Source organism: Aquincola tertiaricarbonis (genome assembly GCF_000969605.1).
GTDB classification, from domain to species: domain Bacteria; phylum Pseudomonadota; class Gammaproteobacteria; order Burkholderiales; family Burkholderiaceae_C; genus Aquincola; species Aquincola tertiaricarbonis.
Map to the genome: position 1 here is coordinate 145,636 of NZ_JZUE01000002.1, position 15,074 is coordinate 160,709.

Annotated in this window: 9 protein-coding genes and 1 pseudogene; 5 read left to right on the forward strand and 5 right to left on the reverse strand. The window is 73.5% G+C overall.

Annotated features, from left to right (window positions below):
- The first annotated feature begins 105 nt into the window (after window positions 1-105).
- Entirely contained in the window at window positions 106-2,439 is a 2,334-nt protein-coding gene (locus VO99_RS02955) for a xanthine dehydrogenase family protein molybdopterin-binding subunit (RefSeq protein ID WP_232315248.1), read from the forward strand.
- On the opposite strand, the gene VO99_RS02960 is transcribed toward VO99_RS02955, so the two are convergent.
- Window positions 2,436-2,957 carry a hypothetical protein gene (locus tag VO99_RS02960; RefSeq protein WP_046111323.1) on the reverse strand — a complete coding sequence of 174 codons (522 nt, stop codon included), beginning with the start codon at window positions 2,955-2,957 and terminating at the stop codon, window positions 2,436-2,438. The genes VO99_RS02955 and VO99_RS02960 overlap by 4 nt on opposite strands.
- A 224-nt stretch (window positions 2,958-3,181) precedes the next feature.
- Here VO99_RS02960 and VO99_RS02965 point away from each other — a divergent pair, with 224 nt between their 5' ends.
- Window positions 3,182-3,832 carry a response regulator transcription factor gene (locus VO99_RS02965; RefSeq protein WP_046111324.1) on the forward strand — a complete coding sequence of 217 codons (651 nt, stop codon included), beginning with the start codon at window positions 3,182-3,184 and terminating at the stop codon, window positions 3,830-3,832.
- A 27-nt stretch (window positions 3,833-3,859) separates the two neighbouring features.
- On the forward strand, window positions 3,860-4,804 hold the full coding sequence (locus VO99_RS02970) for a LysR family transcriptional regulator (protein WP_052736052.1): 945 nt from the start codon (window positions 3,860-3,862) through the stop codon (window positions 4,802-4,804).
- A gap of 23 nt (window positions 4,805-4,827) precedes the next feature.
- On the opposite strand, the gene VO99_RS02975 is transcribed toward VO99_RS02970, so the two are convergent.
- Together VO99_RS02975 and VO99_RS02980 are read right to left on the reverse strand one after the other, a co-directional pair.
- Entirely contained in the window at window positions 4,828-7,662 is a 2,835-nt protein-coding gene (locus VO99_RS02975) for an ATP-binding protein (protein ID WP_046111325.1), read from the reverse strand.
- 100 nt (window positions 7,663-7,762) lie between these two features.
- Window positions 7,763-8,548 carry an alpha/beta fold hydrolase gene (locus VO99_RS02980; protein ID WP_046111326.1) on the reverse strand — a complete coding sequence of 262 codons (786 nt, stop codon included), beginning with the start codon at window positions 8,546-8,548 and terminating at the stop codon, window positions 7,763-7,765.
- A 218-nt stretch (window positions 8,549-8,766) separates the two neighbouring features.
- Here VO99_RS02980 and VO99_RS31790 point away from each other — a divergent pair, with 218 nt between their 5' ends.
- Window positions 8,767-11,568, forward strand: coding sequence for an ATP-binding protein (locus VO99_RS31790; RefSeq protein WP_052736053.1), 2,802 nt, complete (start codon window positions 8,767-8,769; stop codon window positions 11,566-11,568).
- Window positions 11,569-11,594: 26 nt separating this feature from the next.
- Here the strand turns inward: VO99_RS31790 and VO99_RS31160 are convergent, their stop codons facing one another.
- Window positions 11,595-12,290, reverse strand: a complete 696-nt coding sequence (locus tag VO99_RS31160; protein WP_232315258.1) for a dienelactone hydrolase family protein — start codon at window positions 12,288-12,290, stop codon at window positions 11,595-11,597.
- 39 nt (window positions 12,291-12,329) lie between these two features.
- Window positions 12,330-13,754: pseudogene (locus VO99_RS02990) on the reverse strand (catalase); the annotation flags it as partial.
- A 212-nt stretch (window positions 13,755-13,966) separates the two neighbouring features.
- On the opposite strand from VO99_RS02990, the gene VO99_RS02995 reads away from it, so the two are divergent.
- Window positions 13,967-14,968 (forward strand): Bug family tripartite tricarboxylate transporter substrate binding protein, encoded by a 1,002-nt coding sequence (locus VO99_RS02995; RefSeq protein WP_046111327.1) that lies wholly within the window; start codon window positions 13,967-13,969, stop codon window positions 14,966-14,968.
- Window positions 14,969-15,074: the final 106 nt, after the last annotated feature.

Sequence of the window (15,074 nt, forward strand, 5' to 3'; positions counted from 1 at the left end):
GATCATGACACCGCGCCCGCCGGCACCATGCGCCGCGGATGTCATCTGACACAAAGACGCGGCCGGGCGCCCGCACCTGCGGCGGCCGCTGGCATGCTGGTGTTCGTGGAACCTTCCCCGCCACCTGCCGGCGACTGGCCCGGCCGCCCCGACGACGAGCGCCTGCTGCGCGGCGCGGGCGCCTATGTGGACGACCTGGCCGCCGCGGCGCAGGCGGCGGTGGTCTGCTTCGTGCGGTCGCCGCATGCCCATGCGCGGCTGGCTGCGGTGGAGGCCGGCGCCATCGGCAGCTGGCCCGGCGTGCTGGCGGTGTGGACGGCCGCCGACCTGCAGCAGGCCGGCGTGCAGCCGCTGCCGCTGGTGAGCGGCCTGCAGCGGCCCGATGGCGGCGCTGCCACCTCGGCCACGCGGCATGTGCTGGCCGGTGGCCTCGTGCGGCATGTGGGCGAGCCGGTGGCCGCCGTGGTGGCCTGCACCGCCCGCCAGGCACGGGCCGCTGCCGAAGCCCTGCAGGCCCTGCTGTGCTGGCAGCCGCTGCCGGCGGTGGCCGATGCGCACGGTGCCCAGGCGCCGCAGGCACCGCGCCTGTGCGAGGACCTGCCCGACAACGTCGCCGCCTGCCTGCGCCACGGCGATGCGGCCGCCACCCAGGCCGCCTTCGACCGCAGCGCACACCGGGTGTGCCTGGACGTGGACAGCCCGCGCGTCGCCGCCTGCCCGATGGAGCCGCGCGTGCTGCTGGCGCTGCCCGATGTGCACACCGGCGGACTGACGGTGCAGGCCAGCACGCAGATGGCCAGCCCGCTGCGCAGCGCCTTGCTGGCGGCGCTGCCCATGCTGCGGGACGTGCCGCTGCGGGTGCGCACCGGCGACGTGGGCGGCGGCTTCGGCATGAAGACGGTGCTGCATGCCGAAGACGTGGTCACCTGCCTGGCGGCATGGCGGCTTCAGCGGCCGGTGCGCTGGCAGGCCAGCCGCAGCGAGGACCTGTGCGCCGCGCCGCATGCGCGCGACGTGTTCCTGGAGGGCGAACTGGCCCTGGATGCCGAGGGCCGCATGCTGGCCCTGCGCCTGCGCTGCATCGCCAACATCGGCGCCTATGCCGCGCCGATGGCGGTGCTGATGCCGCTGGCCGTCGGCCCCATGGTGGCCACGGGCGTGTACGACATTCCCCAGGTCGACATCGAATGCCGCGCCGTGCTCACCCACACCGCACCGGTGGGCCCCTACCGCGGTGCCGGCCAGCCCGAGGTGGCGCACCTGCTGGAGCGGCTGGTGGAAGCGGCCGCGCGCCAGCTGGGCATGGATGCCGCGGCGCTGCGCCGGCGCAACATGGTGCGGCCGCAGCAGATGCCCTACCGCAGCGCCTGCGGCCAGGTGATCGACAGCGGCCAGTTCGCCCGGCGGCTGGACGACACGCTGGCGCTGGCCGACTGGGCCGGCTTCGAGCGCCGCGCCACCGACTCGGCAAAGCGGGGACGGCTGCGCGGCCGCGGCCTGGCCTGCTTCCTGGCATGGACCGGCGCCTTCGCCCTCAGCGAAACCCTGCGCCTGCGGGTGGACGCCCGCGGCTGGGTGGAGGTGGTGTCCGGCGCCCAGGAGATGGGCCAGGGCATCGCCGCCAGCCTGCTGAAGCTGGCCGCCGGCGCGCTGGGTCTGCCGGCGTCGAGCCTGCGCCTCGTGCAGGGCGATACCGACGAGGTGGACGGCTTCGGCAGCGCCGGCTCCCGTTCCCTGTTCATGGGCGGCGCGGCCATGGCGCCGGCGGCCGCGGCACTGGTGCAGACAGCGCGTGAGCTGGCCGCCCAGGTGCTGGAAGCACCGCTGGAGGACATCGGCCATGAACGTGGCCTGCTGCGCGTGGCCGGCACCGACGCCGGCGTGAGCCTGTTCGAGCTGGCCGCGCGCCAGCCGGGTGGCCGCTTCGAGGCCGGCAGCGCCGCCACCGCACAAGGCCCCAGCTGGCCCAATGCCTGCCATGCCTGCGAGGTGGAAGTCGATCCCGCCACCGGCGAGGTGCAGGTGGTGGCCTACAGCTCGTCCAACGACATCGGCCACGTGGTGGACCCGGTGCTGGCCTGTGGCCAGATCGACGGTGCGGTGGCCCAGGGCATCGGCCAGGCGCTGTGGGAACAGCTGCGCCATGACGCACAGGGCCAGCTGCTCACCGGCAGCCTGATGGAGTATGCGCTGCCGCGCGCCGCTGACCTGCCCGCCTTCCGCACGCGGCTGGCCGGCGACACGCCCTGCCTGACCAACGGCCTGGGCGCCAAGGGGGCGGGCGAGCTGGGCGCCATCGGCGCCACGCCCGCCGTGGTCAACGCCGTCGTGGACGCCCTGCTGCGCGGCGGGCAGGCATCGGGCGCGCCGAGCCTGCAGGTGCCGCTGACCGCCGACCGCGTATGGGCCTGCCTGGCGGCCGGCACCGGACTTGTCTAGACAACCCGGCCGGTCGCGGCCACCGGCGTGGTGCCCCCGCGGCCGGCGCGCAGGCGGCGCACCTGCCAGCCGGCACCCAGCAGGAAGAGCAGGAACAGCAGCCCCACCAGCTTCTGCAGCGCCGGATCGTCCGGCCCCGTGAACAGCGGCGTGCCCGCCGGCACCCGGGTGAAGGTCTCGGTCACGCCCGGTATCAGGTGGAAGAACACGGTGAGCGACAGGCCCAGCGTCGCCACGTAGCGAGCCGCGCGGCCGAACCAGCCGGCGTATTCCGCCGCGGCCGATGCGGCCAGCACCAGCAGCGTCAGCACGCCCAGCGCATGCGGCACGCCGAAGCCGCCATGCTGGAAGATGCCGAAGCCGGTGAGGCAGGTGAGCATCGTGGAGCCCACGTACCAGCGTCCCAGGCGGCTGCGCCAGGCGATGGCCTGGTGGCGCCCGAGGGCGAGCAGCGCCGAGCCGAGGGCCAGCAGGCTGATCAGGGTGTGCACGGCGCCGAGGGGGGTGAGTCCGAACATGGTGGCTCCTTCAGGGGTGGGTCGGTGGCCGCATCGTGGGGCGGCGGCGCCGACGGCCGTAGCCCATGAAGCGGTAGCGGCGCCTATGTCCTTGGTGTCATGCCGGCGGACCCATCAACGTTTCACAAGCATTAACTCGCGCCGACGCGGCCCGGCGACGAACATGAAGCCATGGCAGCGCAAGAAGCCGCTGCCGCCCCCGCAAGCCACCACAGGAGTGCCCCATGCAAGCCGTATCGAACAAGCGCCTCACCGTGTTGATCAGCCATGCCGAGCCGTTGCTGGCGGTGGGCCTGGCGGCGGCCCTGCGGCCGCAGGCCGAGCTGGACGTGCTGCTGGAGCCGCCCGGCCTGCAGGCCGGCGCCCTGCAGGCGGTGGACGTGATCGTCACCGACTACCAGCGCGGCCTGGCCCACCTGGCCGAAGCCCGCTGCCATGCGCTGCCGCGGGCCCTGGCCGGCGCCCGGGTGCTGGTGGTGGCGATGAGCGACCGCGAGCACGAGGTGCGCCGCGCGCTGGAAGCCGGCGTGTACGGCTTCCTGGTGCTGGGCAGCCCCATCGACGAACTGGCCGCAGGCGTGCACACCGTCGGCAATGGCGGGCGCTACCTGTCCCAGGCGGTGGTGCAGCGCATGGCCGAAAGCCTTACCCGCGAAGCGCTGACCGCCCGCGAGGCCGAGGTGCTGAGGCTGGTGGCGCGCGGTGCCTGCAACAAGTCCATCGCACGCGAGCTGCAGATCGCAGTGGGCACGGTCAAGGCCCACATGAAGGCGATCATGTCCAAGCTGGATGCCAGCAGCCGCACCCAGGCGGCCAGCATCGCCACGCGCCGCGGGCTGGTGGACCTGCCCGCCGCGCAGCCGCAGTACGCCTGACCCGATCCGCCCGCGGAAGGACCTCCCATGGACAAGCTCAAGGCCCTCGCCACGTTCAAGGCGGTGGTGGACCACGGCGGCTTCGCCCGGGCCGCCGCGCAGCTGGACGTCTCCTGTTCCATCGTCACGCGCACGGTGCAGGACCTGGAAGCCCTGCTCGGCGTGCGGCTGCTGCACCGGTCCACCCGCCGTGTGGCGCTCACCCCGGTGGGTGAGCAGGTGCTCGACCGCGCAGTGGACCTGCTGGACGGCTACGAGCAGCTGGCCGCCTTCAGCAGCCTCAGCGCCTCGGAAGTGGCCGGCACGGTGCGGCTGAGCGCGCCGGCGTCGCTGGCCCGGCCCTACCTGAGCGCGGCGCTGGCCGGCTTCGTGGCCGCCCATCCCCGGGTGTGGGTGGACCTGCGGCTGGCCAGCGGCCCGCTGGACCGGGTGGGCGAGGAAGCCGATCTCGCCCTGTGCCTGGGCAGCCAGCTGCGCAGCAGCTGGATCGCGCGCCACCTGGCGGACGTGCCGGTGGGCCTGTTCGCCTCGCCGGACTACCTGCATCGCCATGGCCGGCCCCAGCATCCGGACGAGCTGGCCAGCCACCACTGTCTGATCGGCGACGAGGGCGCGGCCGAGACGACGTGGCGGCTGGGCCAGGCACCCGCCCGCTCGTTGACCGCCTACCCGGTGCGCGGCACCTTGCGATCGGCCCAGGCCGACGTGCTCGTGGGCGCGGCCATCCACGGCGCCGGCATCCTGATGCAGCCGGTCCCGCTGGTGCAGGACGCGGTGGAGGCGGGCCAGTTGCAACGGGTGCTCGGCGGCTGGCGCTGCGAGCCGATCAGCCTGCACCTGGCCTACAACTCGCGCCGCAACCAGCCGCTGGCGGTGCGCAAGCTGATCGATCACCTGGTGCAGGCCGCATTGCCGCAGGCCCCCGTCCGGCAGGCGCCGCTGCCATCGCACCTGGCGGTACTGGCGGCATGACCTGCCCGCAGGACGGGCCGGCATCAGCCGGCCTCCAGGCTGTACAGCAGCTGGCCGGCCGCGCGCAGGTCCGCGGTGTCATGGCCTTCGGTGAAGCGCTCCAGCACACCGGTCAACAGCGGCAGGCCCCATCTTGCCTGGCCTTCCTGCTGCCAGCAGCGGGCCAGCGCCATGGTGCAGCGCAGCTCCCACGACAGCGCCTGCTGCTCGCGCGCCAGCTCGATGGCCTCGCGCAGCAGCTGGCGCGCCTCGGCCTGGCAGGCGCCCTCCCCCTGCTGCAGCAGGCGCAGTGCCTTCACCCGCATCAGCTCGGGCGCGCACCAGCTGCCGCCGCCCAGGCGGGCACGGGCCAGCAGGTCGTCGTCCGCCAGGGTGGCGTCGATGGTGCACAGCGTCTCGCGCAGCAGCTGGCCGGCCGCCGGATGCTGCAGCGGCGGGGCCGGCATGCGCGCGGCGGCATCGGCATCGGTGAGCAGCAGTGCCAGCCGGTAGCCGTGGCCGAAGGCCAGCCAGAAGTCCAGCGCGGCATCGGTGGCGCAATCCAGCAGCAGGCCGGTGTAGTGCCGCGCCGCCTCCCGGTCGCCGGCCCAGAAGGCCACCGGTGCCGCCCCGTTGGCGATGGCGTAGCACAGCGACAGCGCATGCCGGATCTGCTGCGCCTCCTGCACCGCCAGCCGGGCATGTGCCAGCGCCTGCTCTGGCAAGCCGCGCACCCACAGGATGCGCGCCAGCACGGTGAGCGCGCTCACCCGCTGGTCGAACTGGAAGCCGCTGTTGCGGGCCACATGGTTGACGGTGATGGGATGTTCCAGCACCCGCCGCGCATGCTGCATTGCACGCGCCTGCTCGCCGTGGAAGTGCAGGCCCAGCGCCATCATGCGGTCGTGGGTGAGCGCGGTGTCCGGTGGCGGCGCCGGGCCGGCGATGTCACCGAAGCGCTCGGCCAGCCGCCGCGAGCCGGCATAGTCGCCCACGGTATTGCAGATGAGCCACAGGCCCCACACCGCGCGCAGCTGGTAGGCCACGGCAGCGTTGCGCTCGGCCAGCGCCAGGGCCTGGCTGAAGGCCTCGTGCATCGCGGGGCCGCTGCCTCGCGTGTGCCACAGCGCATGGCCATGGGCTTCGTGCAGCTGCATCAGCCGGATGGCGTCCACCGGCTGCTGGCGGGCCTGGGCCAGCGCCTGTTCCGCCAGCTGCCGGTATTCGCCGATGAGTGACAGCGCGAACCACAGCGGCGCCGAGGTGGCCACCAGCGTCACGCCCACCACGCCGGCCCCTCCCGCACCGAAGGCCCAGGCGATGGCGGCGCGCAGGTCGTCGATGCCGCGGCCATGCAGCGCGATCCACTGGCCGGGCGAGCGCTGCTCGCGGCCGGCCTCGGCCTCCAGGTACACCGACTGCTGGTGCAGCGCGTGGCGGGCCGCGGTGGCCGCCCATTCGCCACGCGCGGCCAGCCGCTCCTGCGCATAGGCCCGCGTGCTTTCCAGCAGCCGGTAGTACGCCACCTCGCCGCCCACGTCGGCCGACAGCATCGACTTGCCCACCAGCTGGCCCACGCAGTCGATGACGTCCAGCCGGCCTGCGCCGTCGGTGCACACGGCGTCCGCCGCTTCCAGCGTGAACCAGCCGCGGAACACCGACAGCCGCATCAGCACCGACTGCTCCGCCGGGCCCAGCAGGTCGAAGCTCCAGTCCAGCGTGGCCCGCAGCGTCTGGTGGCGCGGCAAGGCAGTGCGCCGGCCGTGCACCAGCATGGACAGCCGGTCGCCCAGGTGACTGGCCAGCTCATGGATGCCCAGCACCTGCACGCTGGCGGCGGCCAGCTCGATGGCCAGCGGAATGCCATCGAGCCGGCGGCAGATCTCGCCCACCACCTCGGCATCGGCTTCCTGCAGCACAAAACCGCCGAGGCCGTCGCTGGCCCGCTCGGCGAACAGCTGCACCGCCGGATAGCTGCGGGCCTGGTCCAGGCTCAGCGGCACGGCGGCCGGCGGCGCCGGCAGCGGCGGCAACCGGTGCAGCAGCTCGCCGTCCACGCGCAAGGCCTCGCGGCTGGTGGCCAGCAGGCGCAGCCGCGGTGCCCGGGCCAGCAGCTGCTGCGCCAGGTCGGCGGTGGCGTCGATCAGGTGTTCGCAGTTGTCCAGCACCACCAGCAGCTGCCGGCCTTGCAGGTGGCGGGCCAGCGCGTCGATCGGCCGCAAGGCATCCACCGCGATGCCCAGCGCGGAGGCCAGCAGCGTGGGCACCAGCGCGGCGTGGCCCAGCGGCGTGAGGTCGAGGAACACCGCCCCGTGCTCGAAGGCCTCCCGCAGCCGGTGCGCCGCGGCCACGGCCACGGCGGTCTTGCCGATGCCGCCAGGGCCGACGATGGACAGGCACCGGCAGGCCCCGAGCCGCTGCGCGATCTCGTCGATGCTGGCCTCCCGGCCCAGCAGGCGCACCGGGGTGGGCAGGCGGCCCGGGCGCTCAGGGTCGGGTGGCAGCGCGCCCGCGGCCGCGGCCGGTGCATCGGTCGACGCACCGGCCTCGCCCGCCTGCACAGGGGACACCGGTGCCACGAAGCAGTAGCCCCGCAGCGGCACGTTGCTGATGTAGCGCAGGCCGTCGCGGCCATCGCCCAGCAGCTTGCGCAGCGTCGCGATGTGCACCCGCAGGCTGCTGTCGTCCACCACGCTGCGGCCCCACACCCGCTCCAGCAGCACCTTGGCGGGCACCACGTCGCCGGCGCAGTCCACCAGGGCCACCAGCAGGTCGAAGGCACGGCCGCCGATGGCCACCGGCCTGTCGCCTTCGAACAGCTGGCGGCGCGAAGGCAACAGGCGGAACGGACCGAAATGCAGCGCAGTCTCGTCGGGCATGGCAAGGGGCAGGTGGCCGGGCTCCGCACTGTGGCAGGACGGCGGTCGCGCCGCGTCCCGCCAAGCGGCAGGTGCGGCCTACCTCCTTGGCGCTAGGTTGTCAGCCGCTGGCCGCCAGCAGCGCCTGCAGCACCTGCGGCGCATGCGTCCACGGCAGCGCATGCGGGCCGCCGGGTACCGTGTGCAGCACGCCGCCGGCCAGGGCCTCGCACAGCGGCACTGCGGCACTGGCCGGGGGCGCGATGCGGTCTTCGCTGCCATGCACCACGACGCCGGGCACCGCGATGCGCGCCAGGTCGTCGCGCAGGTCGGCGCCCGCCCAGGCCTGCACGCAGGCCAGCTGCGCCAGCGGCGAGGCATCCAGCGCATCGATCCACAGCGCCCGGTCGCCGGCGGCGGTGAGCGGGGCTGCCTCGCGGCCCAGCGCGCGCGCCAGGAACGCTTCCAGCGCAGCCGGGCGGTCGTCCACCAGCGCGTCATGCAGCGCCTGCGCAGCGGTGGGCACCGGCGGCAGCGGTGACACCAGCACCAGGCGGCGCACCCGCTCGCTGCCATAGGTGCCCAGCAGGCGCAGCACCTCGCTGCAGCCGAGGCCATGCCCTACCAGCACGCAGTCCTGCAGCGCGAGCTTGGCCATCACGCGGGACAGGTCGTCGGCCAGCGTGTCCAGGTCGTGCCCGGTGCTGGGCCGGCCGGAGCGGCCGAAGCCGCGGCGATCGAAGGTGACGACGCGGCGGCCCGCCGCCAGCAAGGGCGGCACCAGCTTGTCCCAGACGCTGCTGCGCACCGGCCAGCCATGCACCAGCAGCACCGGCGTGCCGCTGCCCAGGTCGTGCCCGTGCAGCTGGATGCAGGTGGAATTCTCATGGCCGATGTCGATCTTCATCGGGCCTCCTCCGTCAAGAACGGCCGTGCCGCGGTGGGACTGGCGGCCACTGTGGCGGCGATGCGCAGCCCCGCCATCCGGCTGCGGTGGGTACGCGGCCCGCCACCTTGAGGGCAGGCGGCGCTACCTCCAAGGAGATAGGCCGCAAGCGGTCGGCAGCTGCTGGCAACGGGCTGCGCCGGCTTAAGCTTGGCGGGCCTTTCGCCCACCGTCGATGCATGGCCGACACCCTGACCGTGACACCGCCGCCGCCGGCTGCAGCGTATTGCTTCGGCCCCTTCCGCCTCCTGCCCCACCAGCGGCGGCTGGAGCGGGACGGTGCACCGCTGCGCGTGGGCGCCCGCGCCTTCGACCTGCTGCTGGCGCTGGTGCGCCAGGCCGGCCAGGTGTTGTCCAAGGAGGCGCTGATGGCGATGGTGTGGCCCGACAGCGTGGTGGACGAAGGCAACCTGCGGGTGCACCTGGTGGCCCTGCGCAAGGTGCTGGGCGACGGCAAGGGCCAGGGCCGCTACATCGACCACGTGCCGATGCGCGGCTACTGCTTCGTGGCCGCGGTGCAGGCCCTGCAGGCCGCCGCGGCACCCGCACCAGCGCCAGCGGTGGCCGGCGGCGCCCCGGCCGACCTGCCGGCCGCACCCGTGCTGATCGGCCGTGAAGCGGATATCGCCGCGCTGCAGGCCCGCCTGCGCCAGCAGCGCTTCGTCAGCCTGGTGGGGCCGGGCGGCGCCGGCAAGACCAGCCTGGCCCGGGCGGCGGCGCAGGCGCTGGCGGCCGACTGCGCCGACGGCGTCTTCTTCGTGGACCTGGCGGCGCTGGCGCACCCGGCCCTGGTGCCGGCGGCCACCGCGGCCGCGCTCGGACTGCCGGCCGTGCAGGCCGATCCCCTGCCCAGCCTGCTGGCCTGGCTGCATGCGCGGCGGGCCTTGCTGCTGCTGGACAACTGCGAGCATGTGATCGACGCCGCCGCGGCGCTGGCCGAGCAGGTGGCCCAGGGTGCGCCGGGCGTGCTGCTGCTGGCCACCAGCCGCGAGCCACTGCGCGCGCGCGGCGAGGCGGTGCAGCGCCTGGGACCGCTGCCGCTGCCGCCGCCCGATGCCGAGCTGACGGCCGAGCAGTACCTCGCCCATCCCGCGGTGCAGCTGTTCGTGGAACGCGCCAGCGCCTCCGGCGAGACGGGGCTGCACACGGTGGAGCGGCTGGCCACGGTGGCCGCGCTGTGCCGCCGCATGGACGGCCTGCCGCTGGCCATCGAGCTGGCCGCTTCACGGGCGGCCACCTTCGGCCTCACCGGGCTGCTGGGCGACCTCGACCGCTTCCTGCTGCTGCGCAGCGGCGGCCGGCGCACCGCACCGCCGCGCCACAAGACGCTGCATGCGGCCCTGGAGTGGAGCCACCAGACGCTGTCGGCCGACGAGCAGCAGGCGCTGCGGGCGCTGTCGGTGTTCCCGTCGGCCTTCACCCTGGAGGACGCCAGCGCGGTGCTGCGGCCCTGGCCCCGGCTGCGCCCGCTGCCGCTGCTGTCGTCGCTGGCGCTCAAGTCGCTGCTGCAGGCGGACGTGGGCGGCGCGCAAGTCGTCTACCGCTTGCTGGAGACCACCCGCGCCTATGCCCGGGAGCAGCTGCTGCAGGCGGGCGAGTCCGCGGCGGTGCAGCGGCAGCATGCGCTGCACATGGCCGCCCGGCTGCAGGCCGGCGCGATGGACGGCCCGGGGCTGGAGCCGGGCGTGCGGGCGGCACTGGAATGGGCGTTATCGGCCGAGGGCGACGCGGCCCTGGCGCTGCAGCTGGCCGCCGATTCGGCCGGCCCCTGGTTCCAGCGCTCGCTGCTGGGTGAATACCGGCTGATCGCCGAGCGCGCACTGGCCCTGCTGCCCGGCCTGCCGCAGGCACCGCCGCCGCTGGAGATGCGGCTGCAGGCGGCCTATGCCCAGGCGCTGGTGCATGCCGCCGGGCCGGGCTCGCCGCTGCTGGTGGCCGCCTGCCGGCGCGCGCTGGCCCTGGCCGGCCAGCTGGGCGACGCGGCCTGCGGCCGGCAGATGCTGTTCCGGCTGTGGAATGCCAGCGTGGTGAATGGCGAGTACGAGACGGCGCTCGAGTGGGCGCTGCAGTTCTCCAGCGCCACGGCCGCTTCCGACGACCCGCAGGACGAGCTGCTGCGCCACCGGATGATGCTGCTGAGCCTGCACACCCTGGGCGAGCACCAGCGCGCCCATGCGCATGGCCAGGCCATCCTGCAGCACCCGGGGGTGGCGGGGCGCAGCCTGCAGCGGCGCGCCTTCGAGGTGGACCACCGGGTGATCGCGCTGGCCTTCAATGCCCGGGCACTGTGGATGATGGGCCGGCCCGATGCCGCCTGGGCGGCGGCCCGCGAATCGGTGGAGGAGAGCCTGTCCGCCGGCCAGCTGCTGGGCCAGATGTACGCCCTGGGCGTGAGTGCCTGCCTGGTCGCGCTGTGGAACGGCGACCTGCCCGCGGCCGACGACTGCGTGGCCATGCTGGCGGAGCGCGCGGCCAGCCAGTCGCTGACGATCTGGTCGCTGTGGGCGCGCTGCTTCGATGCGGCGCTGGTGCTGCGGGGCCACTCGCCGGCGCCGCGGCCCGCCGCGCCAGCCGCCGACGCCCTGCCCTACAACGCGATGCAGCAGGAGGTGCTGGCCACCCTGGTCGAGGGCATGGCCTCGCCGCAGGCGGTGCAGCGTGCGCTGGCCGAGCGCCACCGCGTCTGGTGCGCGCCGGAGGTACTGCGCAGCCAGGCTGTCGCGCTGCTCGGCCAGGCCGCGCAACCGGCCCAGGCGCAGGCGCTGCTGCGGCAATCCGCAGCCATCGCCAAGGCCCAGGGCGCGCTGGCCTGGCAGCTGCGCACCGCCACCACCCTGGCACGGCAAGCAGCGCTGCACCAGGGGCCCGGCGCTGCGCGTGCGGTGCTGGAACCGGTGGTGGAACGCTTCGCCGAGGGCTGGGCCACGCACGACCTGCGCACCGCCACCGGGCTGCTGTCGGCCTGGTCGTCCGCGGCCTGAAGCCGCGGCCTGCGGCCTGGGCGTCGTCAGGCCAGGTGAGTGGCCAGGAACTGCGCCGTGCGGCCGTTGGCCAGCGCCGCCGCCGCGGCGTCGTAATGCGCGCCCCGGTGGCGGGCGAAGGCATGGTTGCAGCCGGGATAGGTATGCACCTGCGCCCAGGGATGGCCGGCCAGGGCCTGCACGATGCGTTCGCGTGCGGCGCGGTCGATGAACTCGTCTTCCTCCGCCAGGTGCATCAGCAGCGGCGACCTGAGCGTGGCGGCCTCGTCCACGTACTGCTCGGTGCCGCCGCCGTAATAGGCCACCGCCGCATCGGCACCGAGTCGCGCCGCCGTCAGGAAGGTCATCAGCCCGCCCAGGCAATAGCCCATCACGCCGACCTTGCCGGTGCCGCCGAGATGGCGCCGCACCGCGGCGATGGTGGCGCCGACGTCGACCACGCCCAGGTCGCGGTCGAAGCGCGAGTACAGCGCGAAGCCCTTCTCCCACTCGGCCTGCGTCGCGTCGCTCAGCTCCACGCCGGGCTCCTGCCGCCAGAAAAGATCGGGGCACACCGCGAGGAAGCCCTGCTCCGCCAGCTCCGCGCAGGTCTGCTTCATGTCGTTATTGATGCCAAAGATCTCCTGCAGCACCACCACGGCGGCCCGGTTGGGCCGGGCGGGCCGATGCACATGCGCATGCAAGGCGCCGTCGGGCGTGGCGATGTCCAGTCGGTCGATCATGGGGTGTGCTCCTTGTGGGGATGTGGGAAATTCCAGCGCGCGGATGGCCGCGGCCACGCCGGCGCCGTAGGCGGCATCGGCCCGGGCGCAGCGGGCGACGTGGCGCTCCTTCACCTCGCGTGATGCGCCCTGGATGGAACGCGCGGTGTTGTCGAACAGCGCCTGCTGCTGCGCCGGGCTCATCAGCCGGAACAGCGCCCGCGGCTGCGAGTAGTGGTCGTCGTCGCCGCGTGCATCCCAATGGGCGGCATCGCCCTGCAGCGCCAGCGGCGGCTCGGCCAGCGCCGGATGGTCCTGCCATTCGCCTTGGCTGTTGGGCGCATAGCCGATGGTGCCGCCGGCATTGGCATCCACCCGCATGGCACCGTCGCGGTGGTAGCTGTGCACGGGGCAGCGCGGCGCATTGACCGGGATCAGGTGGAAGTTGACCCCCAGCCGATGGCGCTGGGTGTCGCCGTACGAGAACAGCCGCGCCTGCAGCATCTTGTCGGGCGACAGGCCGATGCCCGGCACCAGGTTGGCCGGCGAGAAGGCCGCCTGCTCCACCTCGGCGAAGTAGTTGTCGGGATTGCGGTCCAGCACCAGCTCGCCCACCTCGATCAGCGGATGGTCGGCATGCGGCCACACCTTGCTGAGGTCGAATGGATTGAAGGCCAGCGAGCGCGCCTGCCGTTCCGTCATCACCTGGATGCACAGCTGCCAGCGCGGGAAGTCGCCCGACTCGATGGCCGTGAACAGGTCGCGCTGCGAACTCTCGCGGTCCTGCCCTACCAGGGCCTGCGCCTGTGCATCGGTCAGGTTGCGGATGCCCTGGCGCGAGCGCAGGTGGAACTTGACCCAGTGCCGCTCGTTGTCGGCATTCACCAGGCTGAAGGTATGGCTGCCGAAGCCATGCATGTGTCGGTAGCTGGCCGGGATGCCGCGGTCGCTCATGACGATGGTCACCTGGTGCAGCGACTCGGGCACCAGCGTCCAGAAGTCCCAGTTGCCATGCGCGCTGCGCAGGTTACTGCGCGGGTCGCGCTTGACGGCGCGGTTCAGGTCGGTGAAGCGCAGCGGGTCGCGCATGAAGAACACCGGCGTGTTGTTGCCCACCAGGTCCCAGTTGCCTTCCTCGGTATAGAACTTGACCGCGAAGCCGCGGATGTCGCGTTCCGCATCGGCCGCGCCGCGCTCGCCGGCCACGGTGGAGAAGCGGACGAAGACCGGCGTGTGCTTGCCCACCTCGGAGAACAGCGCGGCCTTGCTGTAGCGGGTGATGTCGTGGGTAACGGTGAAGCTGCCATGGGCGCCGGAGCCCTTGGCATGCATGCGTCGCTCGGGGATGACCTCGCGGTCGAAGTGCGCGAGCTTTTCGATCAGCCACAGGTCCTGCAGCAGCGCCGGGCCGCGCGGGCCGGCGGTGAGGATGTTCTGGTTGTCGGCCACGGGTGCGCCGTTGGCGTGGTACAGGGCAGTCTTCATGGGCTTCCTTGCGTCAGTGGGGCGGGCATGCAGGCAAGCGTAGGCAGCCCGGCGGGCCGGCACATCGCCGCAAAGTGCGGCCGCGGCCTACGACCTTGGTGGCAGGGGCCGCATGTCATCTGTCATCTGCATCGGCATGCCGCACCCACCGCTCGGCCGCCCGCTTGGCGAAGATGCAAGGCCCCCGCCACCCTCGACTTCCGGTGAGCCCCATGCCCGACCTTGCCGCACTGCGCCGCCGCCACTTCCATGCCCTGGCCCTGGCCGCGCTTGCCTGGCCCGCCGCCCGCGCGGCGCCGCCGGTGATGCCCTTCCCCAGCCGGCCGATCACCATCGTCGTGATGTTCCCGCCCGGCGGCGTCGCGGACCTGGTGGCCCGACTGGCCGCCGCCGAACTGGCAAGCCTGTGGGGCCAGCCGGTGACGGTGGACAACCGCGCGGGTGCCAACGGCCAGATCGCCGCCGAACTGGTGGCCCGGTCGGTGCCCGACGGCCACACGCTGATGCTGGCGTCGGACGCGGCGATGTCCATCAATCCGCTGGTGTACGCGCGGCTGCGCTACGACCCCAAGCAGGACTTCGTGCCGGTGTGCCAGATGGTGACGGCCGCGGTCTACCTCTTCGTGCATCCCGGCGTTCCGGCCACCAGCCTGCCGGAACTGGTGGCATGGCTGAAGGCCCATCCGGGCCGGGCCGCCTACGGCTCCTACGGCCTGGGCAGCAGCCCGCACCTGCTGACCGAGACCTTCAAGCAGATGACCGGCACCGACCTGCTGCATGTGCCCTACAAGGGCACGGCCGATGCGATGCCCGCGCTGCTCAACGGCGAGATCCAGGTGCTGATGTCGCTGCAGGGTCCCACGCTGCCGCTGGTGCAGGCCGGCCGGTTGAAGGTGCTGGCGGCCTTCTCCGCGCAGCGCCAGCCCGCCATGCCGGACGTGCCCACCGCCGCCGAGCAGGGCGTGCCGTTGGAAGGCGGTGGCTGGTTCGGCATCGTGGCGCCGCGCGCCACGCCGCCCGCCGTGGTGGAGCGCCTGTCGCACGCCTTGAGCGGGCTCGCCCGCTCGCCCGGCTTCCATGGCCGCGTGGTGCTGCCGTTCGGCGTGGAGGCGGTCGGCAGGCCAGCGGCCGCGTTCGCCGAGCAGCTCGCCCACGACGAGCAGCGCTACGCCAGGATGGTCAAGGCCGCCAATGTCCGGCTCGACGCGTTGTAGCCGCCTGCCGGCCGGGCCGGGCTGCACCAAAGCGATAGCCGCCGGTGTGACCACCGGAGCATGCACGGCCCGGGGGGTGCTGCCTAAGCTGTGGGCACCTGACCAA